The sequence below is a fragment of the Nonomuraea pusilla genome, assembly GCF_900109355.1.
Lineage (GTDB): Bacteria > Actinomycetota > Actinomycetes > Streptosporangiales > Streptosporangiaceae > Nonomuraea > Nonomuraea pusilla.
The window spans coordinates 16,757-34,642 of sequence record NZ_FOBF01000029.1; the positions used below are offsets into that span (position 1 = coordinate 16,757).

The 17,886-nt window shown below is 73.5% G+C and carries 13 protein-coding genes; 5 read left to right on the forward strand and 8 right to left on the reverse strand.

Annotated features, from left to right (window positions below; translation table 11 throughout):
• The first annotated feature begins 22 nt into the window (after positions 1-22).
• Positions 23-1,198, forward strand: a complete 1,176-nt coding sequence (locus BMX74_RS38700) for a hypothetical protein (RefSeq protein ID WP_143078919.1) — start codon at positions 23-25, stop codon at positions 1,196-1,198.
• A 210-nt stretch (positions 1,199-1,408) separates the two neighbouring features.
• Here the strand turns inward: BMX74_RS38700 and BMX74_RS38705 are convergent, their stop codons facing one another.
• Together BMX74_RS38705 and BMX74_RS38710 are read right to left on the reverse strand one after the other, a co-directional pair.
• Positions 1,409-2,041 (reverse strand): hypothetical protein, encoded by a 633-nt coding sequence (locus BMX74_RS38705; protein WP_055502252.1) that lies wholly within the window; start codon positions 2,039-2,041, stop codon positions 1,409-1,411.
• Positions 2,042-2,521: 480 nt separating this feature from the next.
• The gene (locus BMX74_RS38710; RefSeq protein WP_218154203.1) at positions 2,522-4,687 is read right to left on the reverse strand and encodes a serine/threonine protein kinase; all 2,166 of its coding nucleotides are present in this window, start codon (positions 4,685-4,687) and stop codon (positions 2,522-2,524) included.
• A 148-nt stretch (positions 4,688-4,835) separates the two neighbouring features.
• On the opposite strand from BMX74_RS38710, the gene BMX74_RS43540 reads away from it, so the two are divergent.
• Entirely contained in the window at positions 4,836-5,033 is a 198-nt protein-coding gene (locus BMX74_RS43540; RefSeq protein WP_218154204.1) for a sigma-70 family RNA polymerase sigma factor family protein, read from the forward strand.
• Between the two features lie 90 nt (positions 5,034-5,123).
• Entirely contained in the window at positions 5,124-6,389 is a 1,266-nt protein-coding gene (locus tag BMX74_RS38720) for a GNAT family N-acetyltransferase (RefSeq protein WP_091105434.1), read from the forward strand.
• Positions 6,390-6,624: 235 nt separating this feature from the next.
• On the opposite strand, the gene BMX74_RS38725 is transcribed toward BMX74_RS38720, so the two are convergent.
• The 3 genes from BMX74_RS38725 to BMX74_RS38735 all read right to left on the reverse strand — a co-directional run bounded on the left by BMX74_RS38725 (position 6,625) and on the right by BMX74_RS38735 (position 9,218).
• Entirely contained in the window at positions 6,625-7,554 is a 930-nt protein-coding gene (locus BMX74_RS38725; protein WP_091105436.1) for an alpha/beta fold hydrolase, read from the reverse strand.
• A 94-nt stretch (positions 7,555-7,648) separates the two neighbouring features.
• Positions 7,649-8,197: a PadR family transcriptional regulator gene (locus BMX74_RS38730; RefSeq protein ID WP_063791975.1), complete on the reverse strand. Its 549-nt coding sequence runs from the start codon at positions 8,195-8,197 to the stop codon at positions 7,649-7,651.
• A gap of 97 nt (positions 8,198-8,294) precedes the next feature.
• Positions 8,295-9,218: an aminoglycoside phosphotransferase family protein gene (locus tag BMX74_RS38735; protein ID WP_091105438.1), complete on the reverse strand. Its 924-nt coding sequence runs from the start codon at positions 9,216-9,218 to the stop codon at positions 8,295-8,297.
• Positions 9,219-9,550: 332 nt separating this feature from the next.
• Between BMX74_RS38735 and BMX74_RS38740 the strand changes: the two genes are divergently transcribed.
• Positions 9,551-10,396, forward strand: coding sequence for a M55 family metallopeptidase (locus BMX74_RS38740; RefSeq protein WP_091105440.1), 846 nt, complete (start codon positions 9,551-9,553; stop codon positions 10,394-10,396).
• Positions 10,397-10,449: 53 nt separating this feature from the next.
• Here BMX74_RS38740 and BMX74_RS38745 read toward each other — a convergent pair whose 3' ends face one another.
• Complete coding sequence (locus tag BMX74_RS38745; protein ID WP_201784481.1) at positions 10,450-11,625, reverse strand: low temperature requirement protein A; 1,176 nt, start codon at positions 11,623-11,625, stop codon at positions 10,450-10,452.
• Positions 11,626-11,783: 158 nt separating this feature from the next.
• Here BMX74_RS38745 and BMX74_RS38750 point away from each other — a divergent pair, with 158 nt between their 5' ends.
• Positions 11,784-15,200, forward strand: a complete 3,417-nt coding sequence (locus BMX74_RS38750) for an ATP-binding protein (RefSeq protein ID WP_091105442.1) — start codon at positions 11,784-11,786, stop codon at positions 15,198-15,200.
• Positions 15,201-15,258: 58 nt separating this feature from the next.
• Here BMX74_RS38750 and BMX74_RS38755 read toward each other — a convergent pair whose 3' ends face one another.
• Positions 15,259-16,005, reverse strand: coding sequence for a hypothetical protein (locus BMX74_RS38755; protein ID WP_091105443.1), 747 nt, complete (start codon positions 16,003-16,005; stop codon positions 15,259-15,261).
• Between the two features lie 43 nt (positions 16,006-16,048).
• On the reverse strand, positions 16,049-17,863 hold the full coding sequence (locus tag BMX74_RS38760) for an ABC transporter ATP-binding protein (RefSeq protein WP_091105445.1): 1,815 nt from the start codon (positions 17,861-17,863) through the stop codon (positions 16,049-16,051).
• Between the last annotated feature and the right edge of the window lie 23 nt (positions 17,864-17,886).

A 17,886-nucleotide genomic window follows, 5' to 3' on the forward strand; every position in this document is an offset into this window, starting at 1 on the left:
CCCCTGCATGCTCTAAAAGAGCATGACTCCAAAGGCGAGAATCGTGCTGCTGTTCGCCGGGGCGACGCTGGTGGCGGCTTGCTCCTCCACCGCTCCAGCCGCACCACCGGCGAAACCGGTGAGCGTCTCCCAAGCCACCGCCGCCCGGCCGCCCATGGCGGTCGCTGAGGTTCCACCAGGCCTGCGCCCGCTCCCGTCCTCGGGAGTCGGCCCGGCCACCTACGCCTATACCTGCGGCATCGCGGGCACCGACGAGCCGGCGGGCGCGTGCGGGCACTGGCGCCTGCTGACCCGCGACGGCGGCCAGTGGTACCTCCCCGAGGCACTGGGCGACTACGAGACCGACGGCAACGACGGCGGCACGGCCCCGCTGGCGATCAGCCCGGACGGCCTGCGCATCGCCTACTACCGGGCCGGCGACGGGCGGCTGGTCGTGCGCGAGCTCGCCACCGGCGCGACAACCCCCATGCGGTACGCGTTCACATGGGACATCGCTCGAAAGGCGCACACCACCAAGCTGGCCTTCCTGGGGGAAGGGGCATGGCTGTCGATCTCCAACCAGCCCTTGGACGAGGAGGTGGAGGTGCTCGCCGCGGTCGCGACAGGGGAGACCCGCGAGGCGCCGGAGGGAGTGATCGACGTGGACGCGACCGGCTCCCGGCTCACCACGGAGACTGCCACGGACGCCGGGGTCCGTTTCCAGACCACGGGCGGCCCCGTCCACCACATCACCGTCAGGCAGCTGCACGACCCGCGCGCCTTGGGCGGGTTCATCGCCCAGGACGGTACGGCTTTCACCCTTGCCTCGATGAACATCCCCGCGTGCGGCAACGACATCAGCCCCGACAAGCTGGTCACCGTGGATCTCGCCACCGGAAAGACCGTCTCGGTGGTCACCCCCAAGCTGCCCGCCGATGTCACCCACGGCAGGGGGATCGGCTGGTTGAGCCCCAGGGAGGTGCTCGTGCGGGTCGTCCGCGAGCGGCCGCACGGCACGACCGTCGAGGACACCTTCGCGCTGGACATCATGACCGGGGAAGCCCGGCAGACCGGCCGATTCGACGAGGCAGGGCTTCGAGTCCGCGACACAGGGCTGGTCCCGAACGGAGATGTCGTGTACGGCGGCTACCTCGGCGCCCCGCCGTACCAGGCGGCGCCGGAGAAGGTCGTCCCGGTCAAGCACGGGAGCTGTGAGTGAACGTCGCGGCCTCCACCCGCCTGTGCCGGGGACCCGGCGGCGCCGGCGGGCAGCCGCGGGTCTCCTCGTGGCGGAGGCTTCTCCCTCACGTCGCGGCGCGACGGCAGCCGGTGGATCGCCCCGTCTCGGCGGCGAGCTTGCTGGTGAAGGCGTTCACCTTCGTCTGGCCGCCCTGACCGTCTTCACAGGGGATCTCGGAGTCGTGTTCGACTAGAGCAACAGCCCGATCCCCACGGCTAATACCACGAAGCCAACCACCATCTCGACCAGTTGCCTGGCCACAGGATGCTTCCACTCCGTGGAGAAGCCGGCGACGATCAACGGAGCGAGTGCCAGTTTCGGGCTCCAGGCCGCCAGGAGACAGTACCCTGTTTGCTCGGCGATGCGCGATAAGCCGACGGCCAGGTTCAGCGGACCGAATGGGCGAGAGATGAGGGGCATCTCCAGTAGATCCCTTTCGTCGACCAGCGAATCGTCCGACAGCCACAGTAAGATCAACGCAATTACGAGAGAGAGGATCAGCCAGGCGGCAGAAGCCCATAAACCGATCCATGCAGCCTTCTCCGGTCCTGCGCCCTGCAGAATCAGCCACCGAAATGGCACGTAAGCCGCAAGCTTGATGGCAGGCGAGAATCGACCCAGGCGCCCAAGGCTGATGATCGTGGAACCCAACAGAAGTCCACCGGACGCGATTCCCAGCCCGAGCAGCAACTCGCTCCACGCCGGTTCCCTGAGGTAAAGGGCCATGCCCGTTCCTGCCATGAAGCACAGCAGGAGCTGTACAGCGATCCCCTTCACGTGATGAGCGCGCAGATCTCGCCAGGTTGTGATCCAGACAGTCATGTGTCCCGGCGCACCTCCTTCACGATCCCATCGGCTTCACGGCTCAGCATGCGACATGGCGGCATACGCACCGTATATCCGGCCCTGTTGGCGGTCGCGGGTGTCCGAGGCGGGCGGTCCTGGGTGCCAGGCGGGGCGAGCGGCGATGAGGGTCGCGGCAGCGCACAGGACACGCCCTTGGCGCCGAACACCGGTGGCACCCCATGAAGGTGGCACTGGAGGCCAGGGTGCCGACATCGAAGTGGCCGGCCACTGTCAGCGCTGCGACCGGAAACGACCACCGGTTTGGCGGGCGGGACGCTCCTGCCGGTCGGATGGCGCTGATCACGTTCGATCGGCATTCGGCAGGCCCGGTGACGCAACGGGTCAGGGTTCACAGGCTCACGGGCCGAGAAGGGCGGAAGCCGCACTGGAGATCACCCATCACTTCCACGATGACGAGACAGGGTCGTTGTTCTCACACTCCCGACCTCCCGAAGGTCAGGTGATCTGGAGCTTGGAGGCGAAGACGGCGACCTCCGCGTCGCTGAACGGGCGGCGCACCAGGTACGCCCACATCGACGGCTGGGCGCCGCCTCGCCCCCACCTGCCGGCCGCCCACGACCTCCATGAGGCGTTGTCCGCCGTGCACGTGATCACCCTGCTCCCGTTCACGAGGGCGGCCTTCGACGTACGCTTGCGGCACGTGCGCAGCACTCTGCCGTGCTTTCTGCCGTCGTCGAACGCCTCATGGATGTACGTCACGGCCACGGTCTCGCTCCATCCGATGAGGTCGTGTGCTGGGCTGAACGTCACTTTGGCCATGCAACGAGACTGGTCGCACCGCCCCCACTCCGGCGATGGAAGCCCGAGGTCGGCCTCCCGCGCCTGGTCACGCAATTGCCGCACCGCGACGCCGAGATCGTCGATGAGGTCGGCCGAGGCGCTCTTCGTCAACTCGGTGACGTCGTACTCGTCGCCGCCCAGGTCGAAACGCAGTATCCGGTGAGGTGCCTCCTTGCTGACGTAGTAAGTGCCTGGCTGCCAGGAACCCGACGTTATCTTCACGGCCTCACGGCCCTCGATCGTCACCTCGGCGGTCTCCAGTGTGGACCCCAGCCAGTTGAACGCGGCGAAGTCGGGTCGCGGTACAGAGTCTCTCCTGAAGAGTGCGGGAAGCCAGGGAGTCTCATTGCCCAGCGAAATACGGAGCCACTTGTCGGCGAAGTCGGCCATGTAGGTGGCGAAAAGCTCGCGGGACCTGCCCCAGGCCGCGCCGCTGGGCCGGAAGAAATCGCCGTGGTCCCACCAGAAGTCGTCCGACGCTCTGACGAAACTCTCTGACTGGTGGGCGCCCTGCACGGTCAACGTTCGTACCCGTTGTCCGTCGACGGTCGCCTCCCCCAGCATGAAGTCGTTCGTCGTGACCGTCAGGACGTTGCCGTTCCCGGTGAAACGCAACGCGAACGTGCCGGCCATGCGGTTGAGGAAGGCGGTGGCGACGTCGCCGGGTGACGGGCGCGACGGCTTCAGGACGAACAGGCCGACGAAGGCCGCGATCACGACGAGCACCCCGGCCGCTCTCTTCAACGGCCCGTAGTCCCGCCGCGGTGGCGATGACCGCGTGCCGGTCCGGGCCGCTGCGCCGGTCGGAACAGTGCCCGGCCCGGATGGGGAGGGGGCCGGCGGGGATGAGAAGCGGGCCGGAGCGGGTCGTGCGGGCTGGTCCGAAGGGTCCGGTCGTGGCGAGGCCGATGCGAGGGCTTGGGCGTCCACCCACATGGAATCGGGCTCTGGCTGGGGCTCGACCGTGGTGGGCCAGGTCCGGGTCAGCAGCCGGGTGACGTCCTCCGCGGCGGCCGACGGCTCCTCGTCGTTCGCGCCGCACCACTGCGCCGCGGCGGCCTCCAGCAGTTCATGCGCGCCCGGCCGCGCCTCCGGCTCCTTGGCCAGGGCGCGATCGACCACATCACGTAAACCGGCAGGAACGGCCGAGGTGTCGGGCGTGTCGCCGATGACCCGCATCGCCAGCACCTCAGGACGGGCCCTGCCGAACGGCGCCCGGCCCGTGGCGGCGTAGCACACCAGCAGGCCCCAACCGTGCACGTCGGCGGCGGGACCGGCGTCCTCGCCGCGGTACTCCTCCGGGCTCACCCACCCCGGCGACCCGGTCATCGTCCCGGTCCTCGTGATGGACGTCTGATCCAGCAGCTTGGCGATGCCGAAGTCCACCACCCGCGGTCCCGACGGCGACAAGAGCACGTTCGACGGCTTCAGGTCGCGGTGGACCACTCCCGCCTCGTGCATCGCGGTGAGCGCCTCGGCCAAGCCGCCCGCCAGCCCGTACAGCTCGTCACCCGACAGCGGGCCCCCGTCCAGCACCCGGCGCTCCAGAGTGGGGCCTGGTACGTACTCCGTGGCCAGCCAGGGCGCGGGGCCCCCAGCGTCCGCAGCGAGCACCTTGGCGATGCACACCCCTCCCACCCGCCGCACCACGCCGATCTCACGGGCGAACCGCGCCTGGAACTCCTGATCCTCCGCGAGCGCCGGGTGGATCACCTTGACCGCCGCCCGCACTCCCGCCTCGTCCACCCCGGCGTACACGACGCCCATGCCGCCCGCACCCAGCCGCTTGACCACGCGATAGGGCCCGATCTGCCGGGGCAAGCCGGCACTGTTCAACCCAGCGCTCACAAGCGACCTCCCACCGTAACGACACCTCGGGATCATGGTACGGAGGAACAACCGCCTGGAGCAGGGGACTGATGCTGACTTTTCTCCTCGGCCACCAGTCACCTTGCCATCGGCCCACACCGTGCCCGGCCGACCGGTCACACTCGACGAGTCGGTCACCATGGCCTTCCTCGTCGTGCTCGACTCGATGACCCCCGCGGGGCGCGTCGCGTTCATCCCGCGCGACCTCTCCCGCTGCTCCTTCGCCGAGGTGGCCGAGATCGCCGGCCCCGACGGCGGGGCACGTACCCGGCGTCGTCCGCATGCGGCACGGCGTTAATCAGGTGCGGTGTCAATCAGGTGCGGTGTTAATCGCGTGCGGCGCCCGCGAGCGGCTGGCTAGAGTCGCGCCGTGAAGGCTGATCATCAGATGTCTCCAGCGGTTGCCCGGTCCGGGGCCGCTCTCGCCCTCCGCCCGGTGGACGAGAGCGGCGTCGACGATGCTCTGCGCCTGGCCGCCATCGTCTTCCACGACCACCCCGCCGACGAGATCCGCGAGCGGCACCGCGAGCTGCTGCTGCGCTGCGAGCGTTTCGGCGCCTACGACGGCGACCGCCTGGTGGGGTTCCTCGCCGCGCTGCCGCTCAGCCTGTCGGTGCCCGGCGGCGAGCTGCCGTGCGCCGGTGTGACGTTCGTGTGCGTGCTGCCCACGCACCGGCGCCGCGGCGTGCTGACCGCGCTCATGGGCGAGCTGTGGCGGGCGGGCGCCCGGCAGGGGCGTCCGCTCGCCGCGCTGTGGGCCGCCGACGCCGCCATCTACGGCCGCTTCGGCTTCGCCTTCGCCACCTCGGGCATGACGGTCGAGATCGACTCCGACCGTCCGCTCGGCCTGCGCGTCGAGGCGGACCCGCGGCCGCTGCGGCTGCTGGAGGGGCCGGACGCCCGCGAGGTCGTCGCGCCGCTCCACGAGCGCTCCCGCGCGGCGCGCGCCGGGCGCCCCCGCCGGGACGGGTGGTGGTGGGGCACCCTGGTGCTGCCCGAGCAGGACGAGGAGGACGACGAGCTCGGCCCGCCCCTGGTCGTGGTCCTCGGCGACGTGGACGCGGAGGAGCCGCCGGCCGGCTACGCGGTGTACCGGACCCGTCCCGGCGACGACGACGCGGGCAGCCCCGGCCTGGTGCAGGTGCAGGAGTTCGAGGCGGACGGCCCCGGGGCGGCGGCCGCGTTGTGGCGCTACCTCGCCGACATCGACCTGACCACGCGCGTACGCTGCTGGGCGGTGCCGGAGGACGACCCGCTGCCGCTCATGGCCTCCGACCCGGGGCAGGTCAGGGTGACGCAGACCTTCGGCTGCCTGTGGCTGCGCCTGGCCGACGTGCGCCAGGCCCTGCTGGCCCGCGCCTGGGCGGCGCCGGTCGATCTCGTGCTCCAGGTCCACGACGGCGTGCTGCGCGGCAACGCCGGTCGTTTCCGCCTGACCGTCGGCGCCGACTCGGCTGTGACGTACGAGGCGAGCGACGACCCGGCCGACCTCACCCTGGACGTGCGCGAGCTGGCCGCCTGCTACCTCGGCGACGCCCGGCTGACCCGGTTCGTCCGGGCCGGTCTGGCGACCGAGCACAGGCCCGGCGCGGCCCGCGCGCTGGACGCCGCCCTGCGCACGGAACACCTGCCCTTCACGCTGGACGAATTCTGACGACGCCCCCCTGCCCTGCAGAGGCCCCCGCCCCCGCCCGCCTGCCGCGCAGGCCGGAACCGGCGGGAACGGGCGGCCGGGAACGGCGGCGCGGACCGGCCGGGAACGGCGGCGGGGCCCGCCGGGAACGGCATGGGCCGGCAGGCAACGGGCCGGGCGGGGAGACCGGGTCCGGGCGGGTGGGGAGACCGCTCCTGGTGGGGAGACCGGACCCGCTGGGGAGACCGGGGTGGGGTCAGGCCGGTTCGGTGGCGAGCGCGCTGACGAGCTCGTCCTGGCGGGCGAACGCGGCGAAGTGGCCGCCCGGCACGAACCGTGCGTCCACCCTGGGCAGCCGGCGGGCCAGTCCGCGGGCCAGCGCGACCGGCACCTTGGGGTCCTCCGTCCCGTGCCACAGCCGCACGGGCACCGCGACGTCGGCGGGTTCGAACCCCCAGGGCCGCAGGTGCCGCCGCAGGTCCTCCGCCATGGCCGCACCGCCCTGGCGGCAGCTCTCGCGTACGTCCGCCGCGAAGGCCGACCGGGTGGCGGCGTCGGCGAGCAGCTCACGGAAGACCTGCGCGTCGGCCGGGGACAGCCCCCGTTCGACCCGGCGGACGAGCGCGTCCGCCCGGTCGTCCCCGGCCGAACCCCCGGTCATGGCGGCGGTCGTGGCGGCGGTGGCCTGGCACAGCCGGCGCAGCAGCCACGGGGCGTGGCGGGCCAGCCGCCAGTACAGGGCGTCGCCCCGGCTGTCGGGCGCCCACCGTTCGCCGGGGCTGACCGGGGGCATGCCGCCCAGGATCGTCGTACCGGTGACCAGGTCGGGGCGGGCGGCGGCGAGGGCCAGAGCGGAGGCGGCGCCCATCGAGACGCCGACGACGGCGAGGCGGTCGAGGCCGAGCCGTGCCGCCAGCGCGGAGGCGTCGTGCGCCCAGTCGGTGAACCGTCCCGCGGGATGGGCGGTGGACAGGCCGTAGCCGGGCCGGTCCACGGCGATCAGCCGTACGCGGTGGCGCCGCAGCAGCGCCGCCGAGAAGGCCCATCCCGCCACCCAGCGGGAGGAGGAGAAGCCGTGGACGACGAGGCAGGGCCGCCCGGCGGGGTCGCCGAAGACGGCGAACCCCATCCTGCGGCCGTCGTCCAGGGTGATGGTCTGCGCTGCCGAGGTCGCGGCGGTGCTCATAGGTGGCTCCCGTGGGGTGCGCGGCCGGTGAAGGCGAGAGGTGGAGGACAGGACGGACGCCGGTGCTGACGGCCCCCGAGGTCGGCGGCGGGGATCAGCCCGTGTCCTGCTCGGGGGCGGTGGTGGACGGCCAGGTCGCCACGACGCCGAGCGCCCACTCCGCCCACGACGCCGCCGCCTCGAGCCGCCGGACCCCGGCCTCCAGCCCGAGCAGCGCCGCCCGGTCGGCGGGCCGGTCCAGGTCGAGCCCCTTCTGCAGGACCCGCAGGCCCCGCAGCCGGGCCCGGTGGTACTCCAGTTCCTCCCGCAGGAACGCCTGGGCCTCCGCGGGCTCGACGGTCCAGAGCGCGAACGTCCGCAGCACGGTCTCGTTGCGCTGCGAGTGGTCGGCGGAGGTGGTGGTCAGCCACTCCCGCAGAGTCCGCAGGCCCTCCTGGGTGATCTCGTAAGGGCGGCGGCCACGCGGCCCCTCGTCCTGCTCGCGGATGAGCCCGTCGGCGGCCAGCCGCTTGAGCTCGGGATAGACCTGTGTGGGCTTGGCGTGCCAGACGAACATCAGCACGCCGTCGAACTCCCGGTTGATGTCGTAACCGCTGCGTGGCTGCCCGGCGATGAGTGTCAACAGGGCCATCCGTAGCGACACGGGCGCGCACCACCTTGCCTGACGTCCGGATTGAACGTTCAGGATGATACTAAAAAATTTTACTGTGGAGGGTGGCAGGTCCCTGGCCGTGCGGCTCTCACCGGCGGCTCAGCAGGGTCGTGGCGACGGCGACCTGGGCGGGTTCCAGTGCCGGCCTGCCGTCCTCGACGTCCCACAGGGCGTTCTGCAGCACCCGGCCGAGCGTCCAGCCCTTCGCCCGCTCGCGGTCCAGTCCGAGCACCTCGGTCAGCAGGTCGAAGCGCCGCAGCACCACGGCGGCCACGTCACCGGCGGCCTGCACCTCGTGCCACCGGCTGTCCAGCGCCGGCAGCAGCTCGAAACCCGGGTCGCCCGCCAGCGGCTCGGGGTCGATCGCCAGCCAGGGTTCCCGCTCTCCTGCGAGAACGTTGTCGTGGTGGAGATCCCAGTGCAGCAGGCGGTCGCCGGCTTCGCCGGCCAGTTCGGCCACGGCGGCCGCGCAGGTGCGTACGAGCCGCTGTTCGGAGGGGTCGCGCAGGGCGGGCACCGCCCGCTCGACCTGGCCGAGCATGGCGGAGGCGATGTCCGACAGCCGCCGCAGGCCCTCGGGGGCGGGCACCGAGGTCAGCCGCGCCATCAGGTCGGCGAGGACCCGCATGGCGGCCGTGTCGTCGGCCACCGAGGACAGGGGCCGGGTCGCGTCCAGCCGCTCCAGCACCTGCGTGCCGCTGCTCTCGTCGTGACGGAGCAGGCGCACGATGCCGTCGCCCTGCCACGCCCGCAGGCCGGCGGCGACGCCGGCGGTCTCCTCCCGGAGTTGCTGGAGCTTGAGGACCGCGCGGGTCCCGTCGGGCTGGAGCACGGGCAGCACCAGCGAGGCCATGCCGTACGCGGCCGGGCCGTCGGGCCGCAGCCCCCACCGGTCCAGGAACGCGCCGCCCAGCCGGGGCAGCCCGGCGATCCACGCACGCGCCTCGGCGCCCTGCGCGCCGTACGACGCGGCGAAGGCGTCCGGGACGTCGATGACGGTCGAGCCGGTCATGGTGAGATCTCCTTCGGTTCAGTCAAGGTCAGGTGCGATGAACGAAGGAGACCAAGGAGGCGCCCGGGTGCCGGGCAGACGTCAAAGCATGCCCCGACCCTACCCCGGCACGATCACGCCCGCCGGACGGAGACGGCCGAGAAGCTGGAGCGGCACTTCGATCGGGAGTGGCGCGACGACCGGGCCCGCTGACGCGGCCGTCGGCGGCCCCTGGTGATCGGCGTCGCTGTGCGGGAGGCCGAAAGCGGGGCTGAAGCTCCGGCCTCCACGACAAAGCCCGCCGTCCCCCGGGGATGACACCCTCTAAGGGCGGCCGAGGAGAGGAGCAGTCAGTGCGGGTCTACATTTCCATCGACATGGAGGGCGTGGGCGGCATCGCCACCATGGACCAGGTCGTCCGCGGCGGTCACGGGTATCCGAGGTCGCAGCGCCTGATGACGGCCGAGGCCAACGCCGCCATCGAGGGCGCGTTCGACGCCGGGGCCGACAGCGTCCTGATCAACGACAGCCACGGCACCATGGACAACCTGCTGCACGACGAGCTCGATCCGCGCGCCCGGCTGATCTTCGGTTCGCCGAAGCTGGACTGCATGGCCGAGGGCGTCTCGGCCGAGCACGACGTGGCGATGTTCCTCGGCTACCACGCCGCCGCGGGCTCGCCCGGCGTGCTCGCGCACACCTTCTCGTCGCACTTCTACGAGGTACGGCTCAACGGCCGGCCGGTGTCGGAGGCCGAGGTGAACGCGTTGCAGGCGGCGGCGGTCGGCGTCCCGGTGGGGCTGCTCACCGGCGACGACGTCATCTGCGGCGTGGCGGAGAAGGCCTTCCCCGGGGTGCGTACGGTCGCCGTCAAGGTCGCGCACGGTCACACCGCCGCCGACAGCCTCTCCCCCGCCGAGGCCCGGCGGCTGATCAGGGAGGCGGCGGCCGAGACCGTCAGGTCGGCCGGCGACCTGGCCCCGCTGCCGATGCCGGAGGCGCTGGAGCTGGAGATCGACATGCCCACCACCCCGGCCGCCGAACTGGGTGAGCAGATCCCGGGCGTGCGCAGGATCGCCGACAAGACGCTCGCCGCCACCTTCACCACGCCGCGCGAGGTCCTGGGCTGCGTCACGGTCTGCTACCACCTCGCCGCCGACGCGATGACGAGCCGGATGACGCTGTTCGGCCGCCGTTAGGACCTGCCCGCTCGATCTCGACCGCGCCGGCCCGCAGGCCTGATCGGCGGCGGTCAGCAGATCAGGACGAGCACGATCATCACGGCGGCCGTCAGCGGCAGGGCCAGGCCGGTCAGCGGGGTCAGCAGCACCGCGGCCGCCCCCGTGAGGTAGGCGGCGTTCAGCAGCGGGCCGGGACGGTGCGGACGGACGTGCACCAGCCACAGGCTGGCCAGGAAGGCGGCCACCGGCACGGCCACCGCCGCCCCGGCCCCCAGCGGGCCGAGGTGCGCGACATGCGTGTGGGCGTCGACGTTCACCGCGAGGCCGGCGCCGATCGCCGCCGCCGAGGAGAAGATCAGGTAGTGGCCGTAGCCCCAGGGGAAGGCGGCCCTGTTCGAGGTCAGCAGCAGGTGGGCGGGCCGTGAGTAGTAGAGCCACCACATGGCGAAGACGATGACCATGCCGCTGAGGGCCGTCGAGAGCAGCGGAGCCGCTTCGATCCGCCGCTCCAGCCCGGTCTGGACGGCGACGGTGGCGGCCAGCAGCGACTCGCCGAGGACGATGATGGTGAACAGGCCGTAGCGCTCGGCGATGTGGTGCGGATGCCAGGTCGTGGACCAGAACCGCTCCGCCCACACCGGCACGACCAGCTCCGCGAGCACCATCACGAGGAACGCCCCCAGCCACAGCCGCTCGGGCAGCGCCAGCCGGGCGATCCAGCCGGCCTGCACCACCGCCACCCCGAAGGCGTACCGCAGGGCGCTGCGCCGGCCCTCCTGGTGCTCCTGGGCGGCGCGCAGCCACAGCAGGATCAGCGCCACGCGCATGATCGCGTAGCCGATCGTGACGAGCACGAAGTCCCGCTCCTGGAAGGCCCGCGGCACCCCGGCGGCCAGGACGAGCACCCCCGCCATCTGCACGAGGATCAGCAACCGGTACGCGACGTCGTCGGTGTCGTACGCGGAGGCGAACCAGGTGAAGTTCATCCACGCCCACCAGATCGCGAAGAACACCATGGCGTAGCCGAGCACACCCGCGCCCGCGTGCCCTTCCGACAGCGCGTGGTGGAGGGCGGTGGAGGCCTGCGCCACGGCGATCACGAAGCACAGGTCGGACAGGAGCTCCAAGGGGGTGGCGACGCGGTGCGGCTCGCCGGGGTCGCGCCCGGACATCCTGCGCCACAACGGCACCTCGATCCGGCCACCGTGCGTACCGGTCATCACCGCGTCCCTTCCGTCACCGCTCACCTACGACTCCTCATCGTGGCGCAAGGCGGAAGGTGCTGGATCCGGCGGTGAGGGGGAAGGCCGGCAACCGTTCACAACCAGTCCCCTATTCATCTCCAAGTCGTCCGCAGGAAACTTCCTTCACGTCCGGTCTCATCGAGGGAGGAGACTTGCACGGCATGGCCGGGTTCGAAGCAGCCGCCGTACCCGCCGGTCCTCCGCGGCCCGGCATGGAGTTCCGCGTCCTCGGCCCCTTGGAGGTGCGTGACGGCGGCGGGGGCGTCGTCGGCCTCGGAGGTCCACGTCAGCGTGCCGTCCTGGCCCGCCTCACGATCGCGGCGGGGGCCGTGGTCTCCACGGACACGCTGATCGACGATCTCTACCGGGGCGCGCCTCCCGCGACCGCCCTGGCGTCGCTCCACGTCTACGTCGCGAAGCTGCGCCGGGCGATCGAGCCGGAGCGGGCTCCGCGCACGCCGCCCCGGCTGCTCGTCGCGCGGCGGCCCGGCTACCTGCTGGACGCCTCCCGCGTGGACGCGCTGCGGTTCGCCGCGCTCGTCGCCGACGCCGAGCACCGCCCGGCCGAGCAGGCGCTGCCGCGGCTCGACGAGGCGCTCGGCCTGTGGCGGGGCACCCCGTACGGCGAGTTCTCCGGCGAGCTGTGGGCGGTCACCGAGGTGAACCGGCTGCGCGAGCTACGCCTGGTGGCGATCGAGCGGCGGGCGGAAGCGCTGCTGGGCCTCGGCCGGCCGCAGGCGGTGATCAACGATCTGGAGTGCCGGACGAGCAGGCATCCGCTGCGGGAGCGGCTGTGGTGGCTGCTGGCCCTCGCCCTGTACCGTTCCGGCCGCCAGGCCGACGCGCTCGCCACGCTGCGGCGGGCCAGGAGCGTCATCGCCGGCCAGCTCGGCCTGGACCCGGGCCCCGCGCTGCAGGCGCTGGAGGACGACATCCTGCGGCAGGTCCCGTCGCTCTCCCTCCCGCCGGACCCCGTCACGCTCGCTCCGGCGGGCGCGTCCGCGGTCCGGGCCGCCCGGCCGAGGCTCGGCCGGGACGCGCAGCTCGCGCAGATGGAGCTCCTGCTGCACCGCGGCGACGTGAGCACCGTCGCGGTGAGCGGCGAGCCCGGCATCGGCAAGACGTGGCTCCTGGAGGCCTTCCGCGAACGCTGCGACGACCTCGGCCGCCTGGTGCTGTGGGGCGGCTGCCAGGAGAGCGAGGGGACCCTGCCGCTGTGGCCCTGGATCCAGGTCCTCCGGTCGCTCTCGCGCCTCCATCCGCCCGCGGACCGGCAGGCGCTCGCCGGCCTGCTCGACGAGGAGGAGCAGCCGGGCCCGGGAGCCGGGCCGCACCGCCACCGCGCCATGGGAGCCGGGCCGCACCGCCACCGCGCCATGGGGGCCGGGCCGCACCGCCGCCACGCCGTCGCCGCCTGGCTCGCCGCCGCGGCCCGCGCCCGGCCCCTGGTGATCGTCTTCGACGACCTGCAGTGGGCCGACCTCGCGACCCTCGACCTGCTCGGCGACGTCATGGCGCTCGTCAAGGACGCGCGCGAGCCCGTGCCGCTCACGGTGGTCGTGGCGTTCCACGACAGCGCGGACCTGCCCGCCGTCGAGTCGGCCCTCGGCAGGCTCGCCAGGTACGACCTGCTCCGCCTCCGGCTCACCGGCCTCGACGCGGGCGCGGTGCAGGCCCTGGCCGCCGCGACGGGCTCCCCGCTGGACGAGCGGGCCGCGCGCCGCCTCACCCGGCGCACCGGCGGCAACCCGTTCTTCGTCCGGGAGACGCTCGGGATGCTCGCCCAGGGCCACCCGCTGGACGCGCTGCCCGACGCCGTCGCCAGCCTCGTCCAGCGACGGCTGGCGGCGGCCGGCCCCCGGGTGACGGACGTGCTCCAGGTCGCCGCGGTGCTCGGCAGGGACTTCGACCCGGACGTCGTCGCCCACATCCGCGGGACGGACGGCGTCTACGACCTGCTCGACCAGGCGGTCAGGGCGGGGCTCGTCGTGCCGACGGCCAACCGCATGGCCTTCGCCCACGACCTGGTGAGGGAGACCCTCATCCGCGACATCCCCCCGCTGAGGAAGGCGACCATCCACCGCGAGGCGATGAACGCGCTGGCCGCGCGCCCGGGGGTGGAGCTCGCCGTGATCGCCCGCCACGCGATCGAGGCCGGCCCCGCCGCGTACGCGGAGGCCGTCCACTGGGCGCGGGCGATGGCCGAGCAGGCGACCCTCCGCCTCGCCTACGAGGAGGCCGCCGTGTGGTGGTCCCACGCGGTCAAGGCCCACGGCGCGTCCGCCGGAGACCCCGCCGACCACGTGGAGCTGCTGCTGCGGCAGGCCAGGGCGCTGCTCGACGCGGGGGACGCGATCGGCGCCAGGAACGCGCGGGCCCAGGCGATCCCGATCGCCGACCGCGCGGGCGACGGCGGCGGCCCCCGGCTGGTCGCCCGCGCGCTCACCGCGCTGGACGCCCCCTCGATCTGGCACCTGCGCGACCCCTGCCAGGGCGTGGACCTCCAGCTCGTGCACCGGTTCGAGCTCGCGCTCAGGACGCTGCCCGATCAGGACGGCCCCGAACGCGCCCGGCTGCTCGCCGGGCTCGCCCAGGAGCTGCAGGACGGCACCGGCGACCCGCGCTGCGACCTCCACTCGGCCGAGGCCGTGGAGACCGCGCGCAGGCTCGACGACCCGCAGCTGCTCATGCGGATGCTCAACGCGCGGTATCTGTCGCTCCCGAGCTGCCTGCGCACCAGCGGCTCCGCCGAGGTCGCCGAGGAGATCGCACGGCTCGCGCGGCGGACCAGGACGCCCGAGTTCGAGCTGCTCGCGGCGATGATGCTCACCCACCGCCGGATGGAACGTTTCGACGTGGCGGGAGCGGACCGGGCGGCGGCCCGGTGCGACAGGATCCTCCACCGGATGCCGCTGCCGTGGCCGCGCTTCCAGCACGCGGTGTGGCGGGCGGGCCGGCTCGCCGTCGCCGGACGCTTCGACGAGGCCGAGGCGGCGTACGCGGACGCCGAGCGCCAGGCCGGGCGCCTCGGTGTGTGGCACGCCGGGTCCGTCGTGGCGCTGGGCCGTGTCCTCACCCACTACCTGCGCGGGACGATCGCCGAGGCGGGCCGGCTGCTCGACGCGGTCGCCGGCGTCCACCCCTGCCTGGACCAGGCGCTGCGGGTGCTGGCCCGGACGGGGCAGGACAGGCGGGAGGAGGCGCGGAAGGCCGCGGCGGGCGGCTGGCTGCCGCCGCCGCTCGACTGGTCCTGGCTCACGGCGACCTGCCTGCAGGGGGCGGCGCAGACGGCGGTGGGAGACGTCGAGGCGTGCAGGGCGACCTACTCCGCCCTCGTCCCCTACAGCGGGCGGATGTCGGTGGGGGCGGCCGTCGCCTTCCTCGGGCCGGTGGACTGGTTCCTGGCGCTGCTCGCCTCGGCAGCGGGCGACCAGGCGGCGGCCGTACGGCATCTGCTGAAGCTCGCGCGGCTCGCGAGCCGGGGCGGGCTGAGCGTGTGGAGGAACCGTGTGATGGCGGCCGCGGGCCTGGACCTGTCGCCCGTGCGCTGGGACGTGACCGTCGCCAGGGCAGGCTGAGCCGAGCGGGGCCCGCCGGGGACGCTCACGGCTCACCGCCGCGGCCCGCCGGGCGCGCTCACCGCTCCCCACCGTCCGCGTCCAGGTCGGCCGGGTCCAGGTCCGCCGGGTCCAGGTCGGCTGCGGCGAGGTCGGCCGCGGCGAGGTCCCAGCACTCGGCCAGGAACACGGAGAACGACGCCAGCGCGCTCTTGCCGGTGCCCGCCACCACGGCCGGCGAGGCCGGGTCCTCGGCCAGGCCGGACGCCAGTCGCCGCCGGTAGCCGTCCAGCCGGCCGGCGTGCTCGGCGACCTGGGCGGCGAGGAACGCCGCGCAGCCCGCGTCGCCGCCGAAGACCCGGCGGCAGCCCGCCAGCAGGCCGGGACCGGCCGTCGCCATCAGGCGCGCCGTCTCGTGGCCGATGGCGGCCGCGCGGAGCGGGGCCTCGCCGCCGGCCACGTTCTCGCACAGCCTGACGTAGAACTCGGCCCCGGCCGGCGGGGGCGTCCGCAGCAGGGCGGCCACGTCGGGCCGCGTGCCGTACCGGCCGCGCCACCAGTCCGCGGTGGCCTGGACCGACTCCAGCAGCGCCCGCACCGGGTCAGGGCCGCTCCCGTACCGGTCGCGTCCGGCGCCCTCGTCCGGCAGCCACCATCCCTCGTACCCGCTCAGGTGAACGCCGTGGGCGCTGAAACGCAGGAACCACCGGGCGAACAGCCGGTCGTCGCAGCCGGGCCGCAGCAACCGGGCCAGAACGCCGCCCTCGCTCACCCGGCGGCGCTCCGGCTCCAGCGCCGCCTCGTACCGTGCCCACGGGTCCGTCACCCGGTTCCTCCTCGATCCTCGCCGCCGGGAATCCGTCCCGCCCTCACGCGGGCCTGTCGTGACCGCTTCCCACGACTGGGGATTCGGGGACGGCCTGCGCGCGCAGCATCCGGGCGTACAGCCCGTGCGGCGCGCCGCGCAGCTCCGCGGGAGCGCCCTGCTCCGCCACCCGCCCGCCGTCCAGGGCCACGACCAGGTCGAAGCAGTCGAGCGCGGCGAACCTGTGGGAGACGACCACCGTCGTCCGGCCCCTGCGCGCGGCCAGCACCGCCCGCACGACCTCGCGTTCGGTCAGCGGGTCGAGCGCGGAGGTGGCCTCGTCCAGCACGAGCACGCGGGCGTCCGAGAGGAGGGCGCGGGCCAGCGCGACGCGCTGCCGCTCGCCGCCTGACAGCAGCGCCCCGCGCTCCCCCACGAACGTGTCGTAGCCGTCGGGGAGCGCCGCGATCCGCTCGTGGATCCCGGCGATCTCGCACGCCCGCACCAGCGCGTCCGCGGGGGCGTCCGGGTCGGCGTACCTGAGGTTGTCCGCCACCGACCCCTGGAAGAGGAAGGGCTCCTGGGGGGCCACGCAGACCCGGCCTGGACGCGGCCCGCGCACCTCGCTCCCGTCGACGAGGACCGCCCCTTCGGCGGGCAGGTGCAGTCCGGCCAGCAGGTGACCGAGGGTGGTCTTGCCCGAGCCGCTCCGCCCGACGACCAGGACGGCGGACCCCGCCGGCACGTCGAGGCTGACGTCGCGCAGCGCCATCCGTCCTGGCCCGCCCGCCGCCGGATGGCCGAACGTGACCCGCCGCACGGCCAGCGCGCCGGGCCCGCGTCCGCCGCTCGCCGGCGGGTGCGGCTCGGCCGGTAGGTCGAGGTAGCCGAAGACCCTCTCGAACGCCCCCTGGACCGACCGCAGGTCGGTGACGGTCCCGAGGATCTGCCCGATCGGCTGGTACAGCCTGGACTGCAACGCGACGAAGGCGACGAGCGTGCCCGCGCTGACGTCACGGGCCAGGCCCGCCGCCAGGAACACCAGGTACGGGGTCACCATGAAGAAGACGTGCGCCACGCTCAGCACCAGCTGGGCGGTCAGCCCGGCCCGCACCTGCAGCCGCGCCAGCCCGCGGCTCTCCCCCGCGAACGCCGCCCGCTCGTCGTCCTGCCTGCCGTGGACCCTCGCCAGCGTGACGCCGCCCAGTGACAGCCGCTCCGCGGCGATCGAGGAGAGCCGCGCCCTGGACTCCTGGCTGACCGCCGACAGCCTGCCGAGGGCTCGTCCCGACCGGGAGGACACCCAGAGGACGACGGGCGCGAGCAGCACCGCGGCGGCGGCGAGCGGAACGGAGAGCGCGACCATCGCCGCCCCCGCCGTCGCGAACCCCAGGACTCCGGCGAGCGCCTCCGGCAAGGTGTCCCTGACCGCCCGCTCCACCTGGGCGGTGTCGCCCGTCAGCCGCGACTGGACCTCGCCGCCCTTCGTCCTGGCGAAGAAGGCGAGCGGCATGCGCTGGAGACGTCCGAACATCTCCTCGCGCAGGGTGTGCACCACGCTCTGCGCCGTCCTGGCGGCCAGCCAGGTCTGCGCGAGATCGGCCGCGCCCATCACGGCGGCGGCCAGCGCGGCCAGGGTGGCGAACTCGGCGAGCAGCGGCAGGTCGGGGCCGCCTGGCCCGAAGAGCGCCCGGTCGAAGACCGCCTGGGTCAGCAGCGGGAGCGCGGCGCCCAGCGCGGAGAAGACGCCGACGAGCAGGACGACGAGCAGGATCGCCCAGCGGTGGGGCCGGAACAGCCGCGCGACCCTGCGCCAGGTCGCCGGAGCGTTCGCCGTCCCGGGCGCGGCCGTCGGGGCGGGTCCGGGTTCATGGGGCACGGCGGGAGCTGTCCTTTTCCGGA

Coding starts and splice junctions, on each gene's coding strand:
- BMX74_RS38700 (WP_143078919.1), top strand. CDS start 23: ATGACTCCAAAGGCGAGAATCGTGCTGCTGTTCGCCGGGGCGACGCTG.
- BMX74_RS38705 (WP_055502252.1), bottom strand. CDS start 2,041: ATGACTGTCTGGATCACAACCTGGCGAGATCTGCGCGCTCATCACGTG.
- BMX74_RS38720 (WP_091105434.1), top strand. CDS start 5,124: ATGTCTCCAGCGGTTGCCCGGTCCGGGGCCGCTCTCGCCCTCCGCCCG.
- BMX74_RS38725 (WP_091105436.1), bottom strand. CDS start 7,554: ATGAGCACCGCCGCGACCTCGGCAGCGCAGACCATCACCCTGGACGAC.
- BMX74_RS38735 (WP_091105438.1), bottom strand. CDS start 9,218: ATGACCGGCTCGACCGTCATCGACGTCCCGGACGCCTTCGCCGCGTCG.
- BMX74_RS38750 (WP_091105442.1), top strand. CDS start 11,784: ATGGCCGGGTTCGAAGCAGCCGCCGTACCCGCCGGTCCTCCGCGGCCC.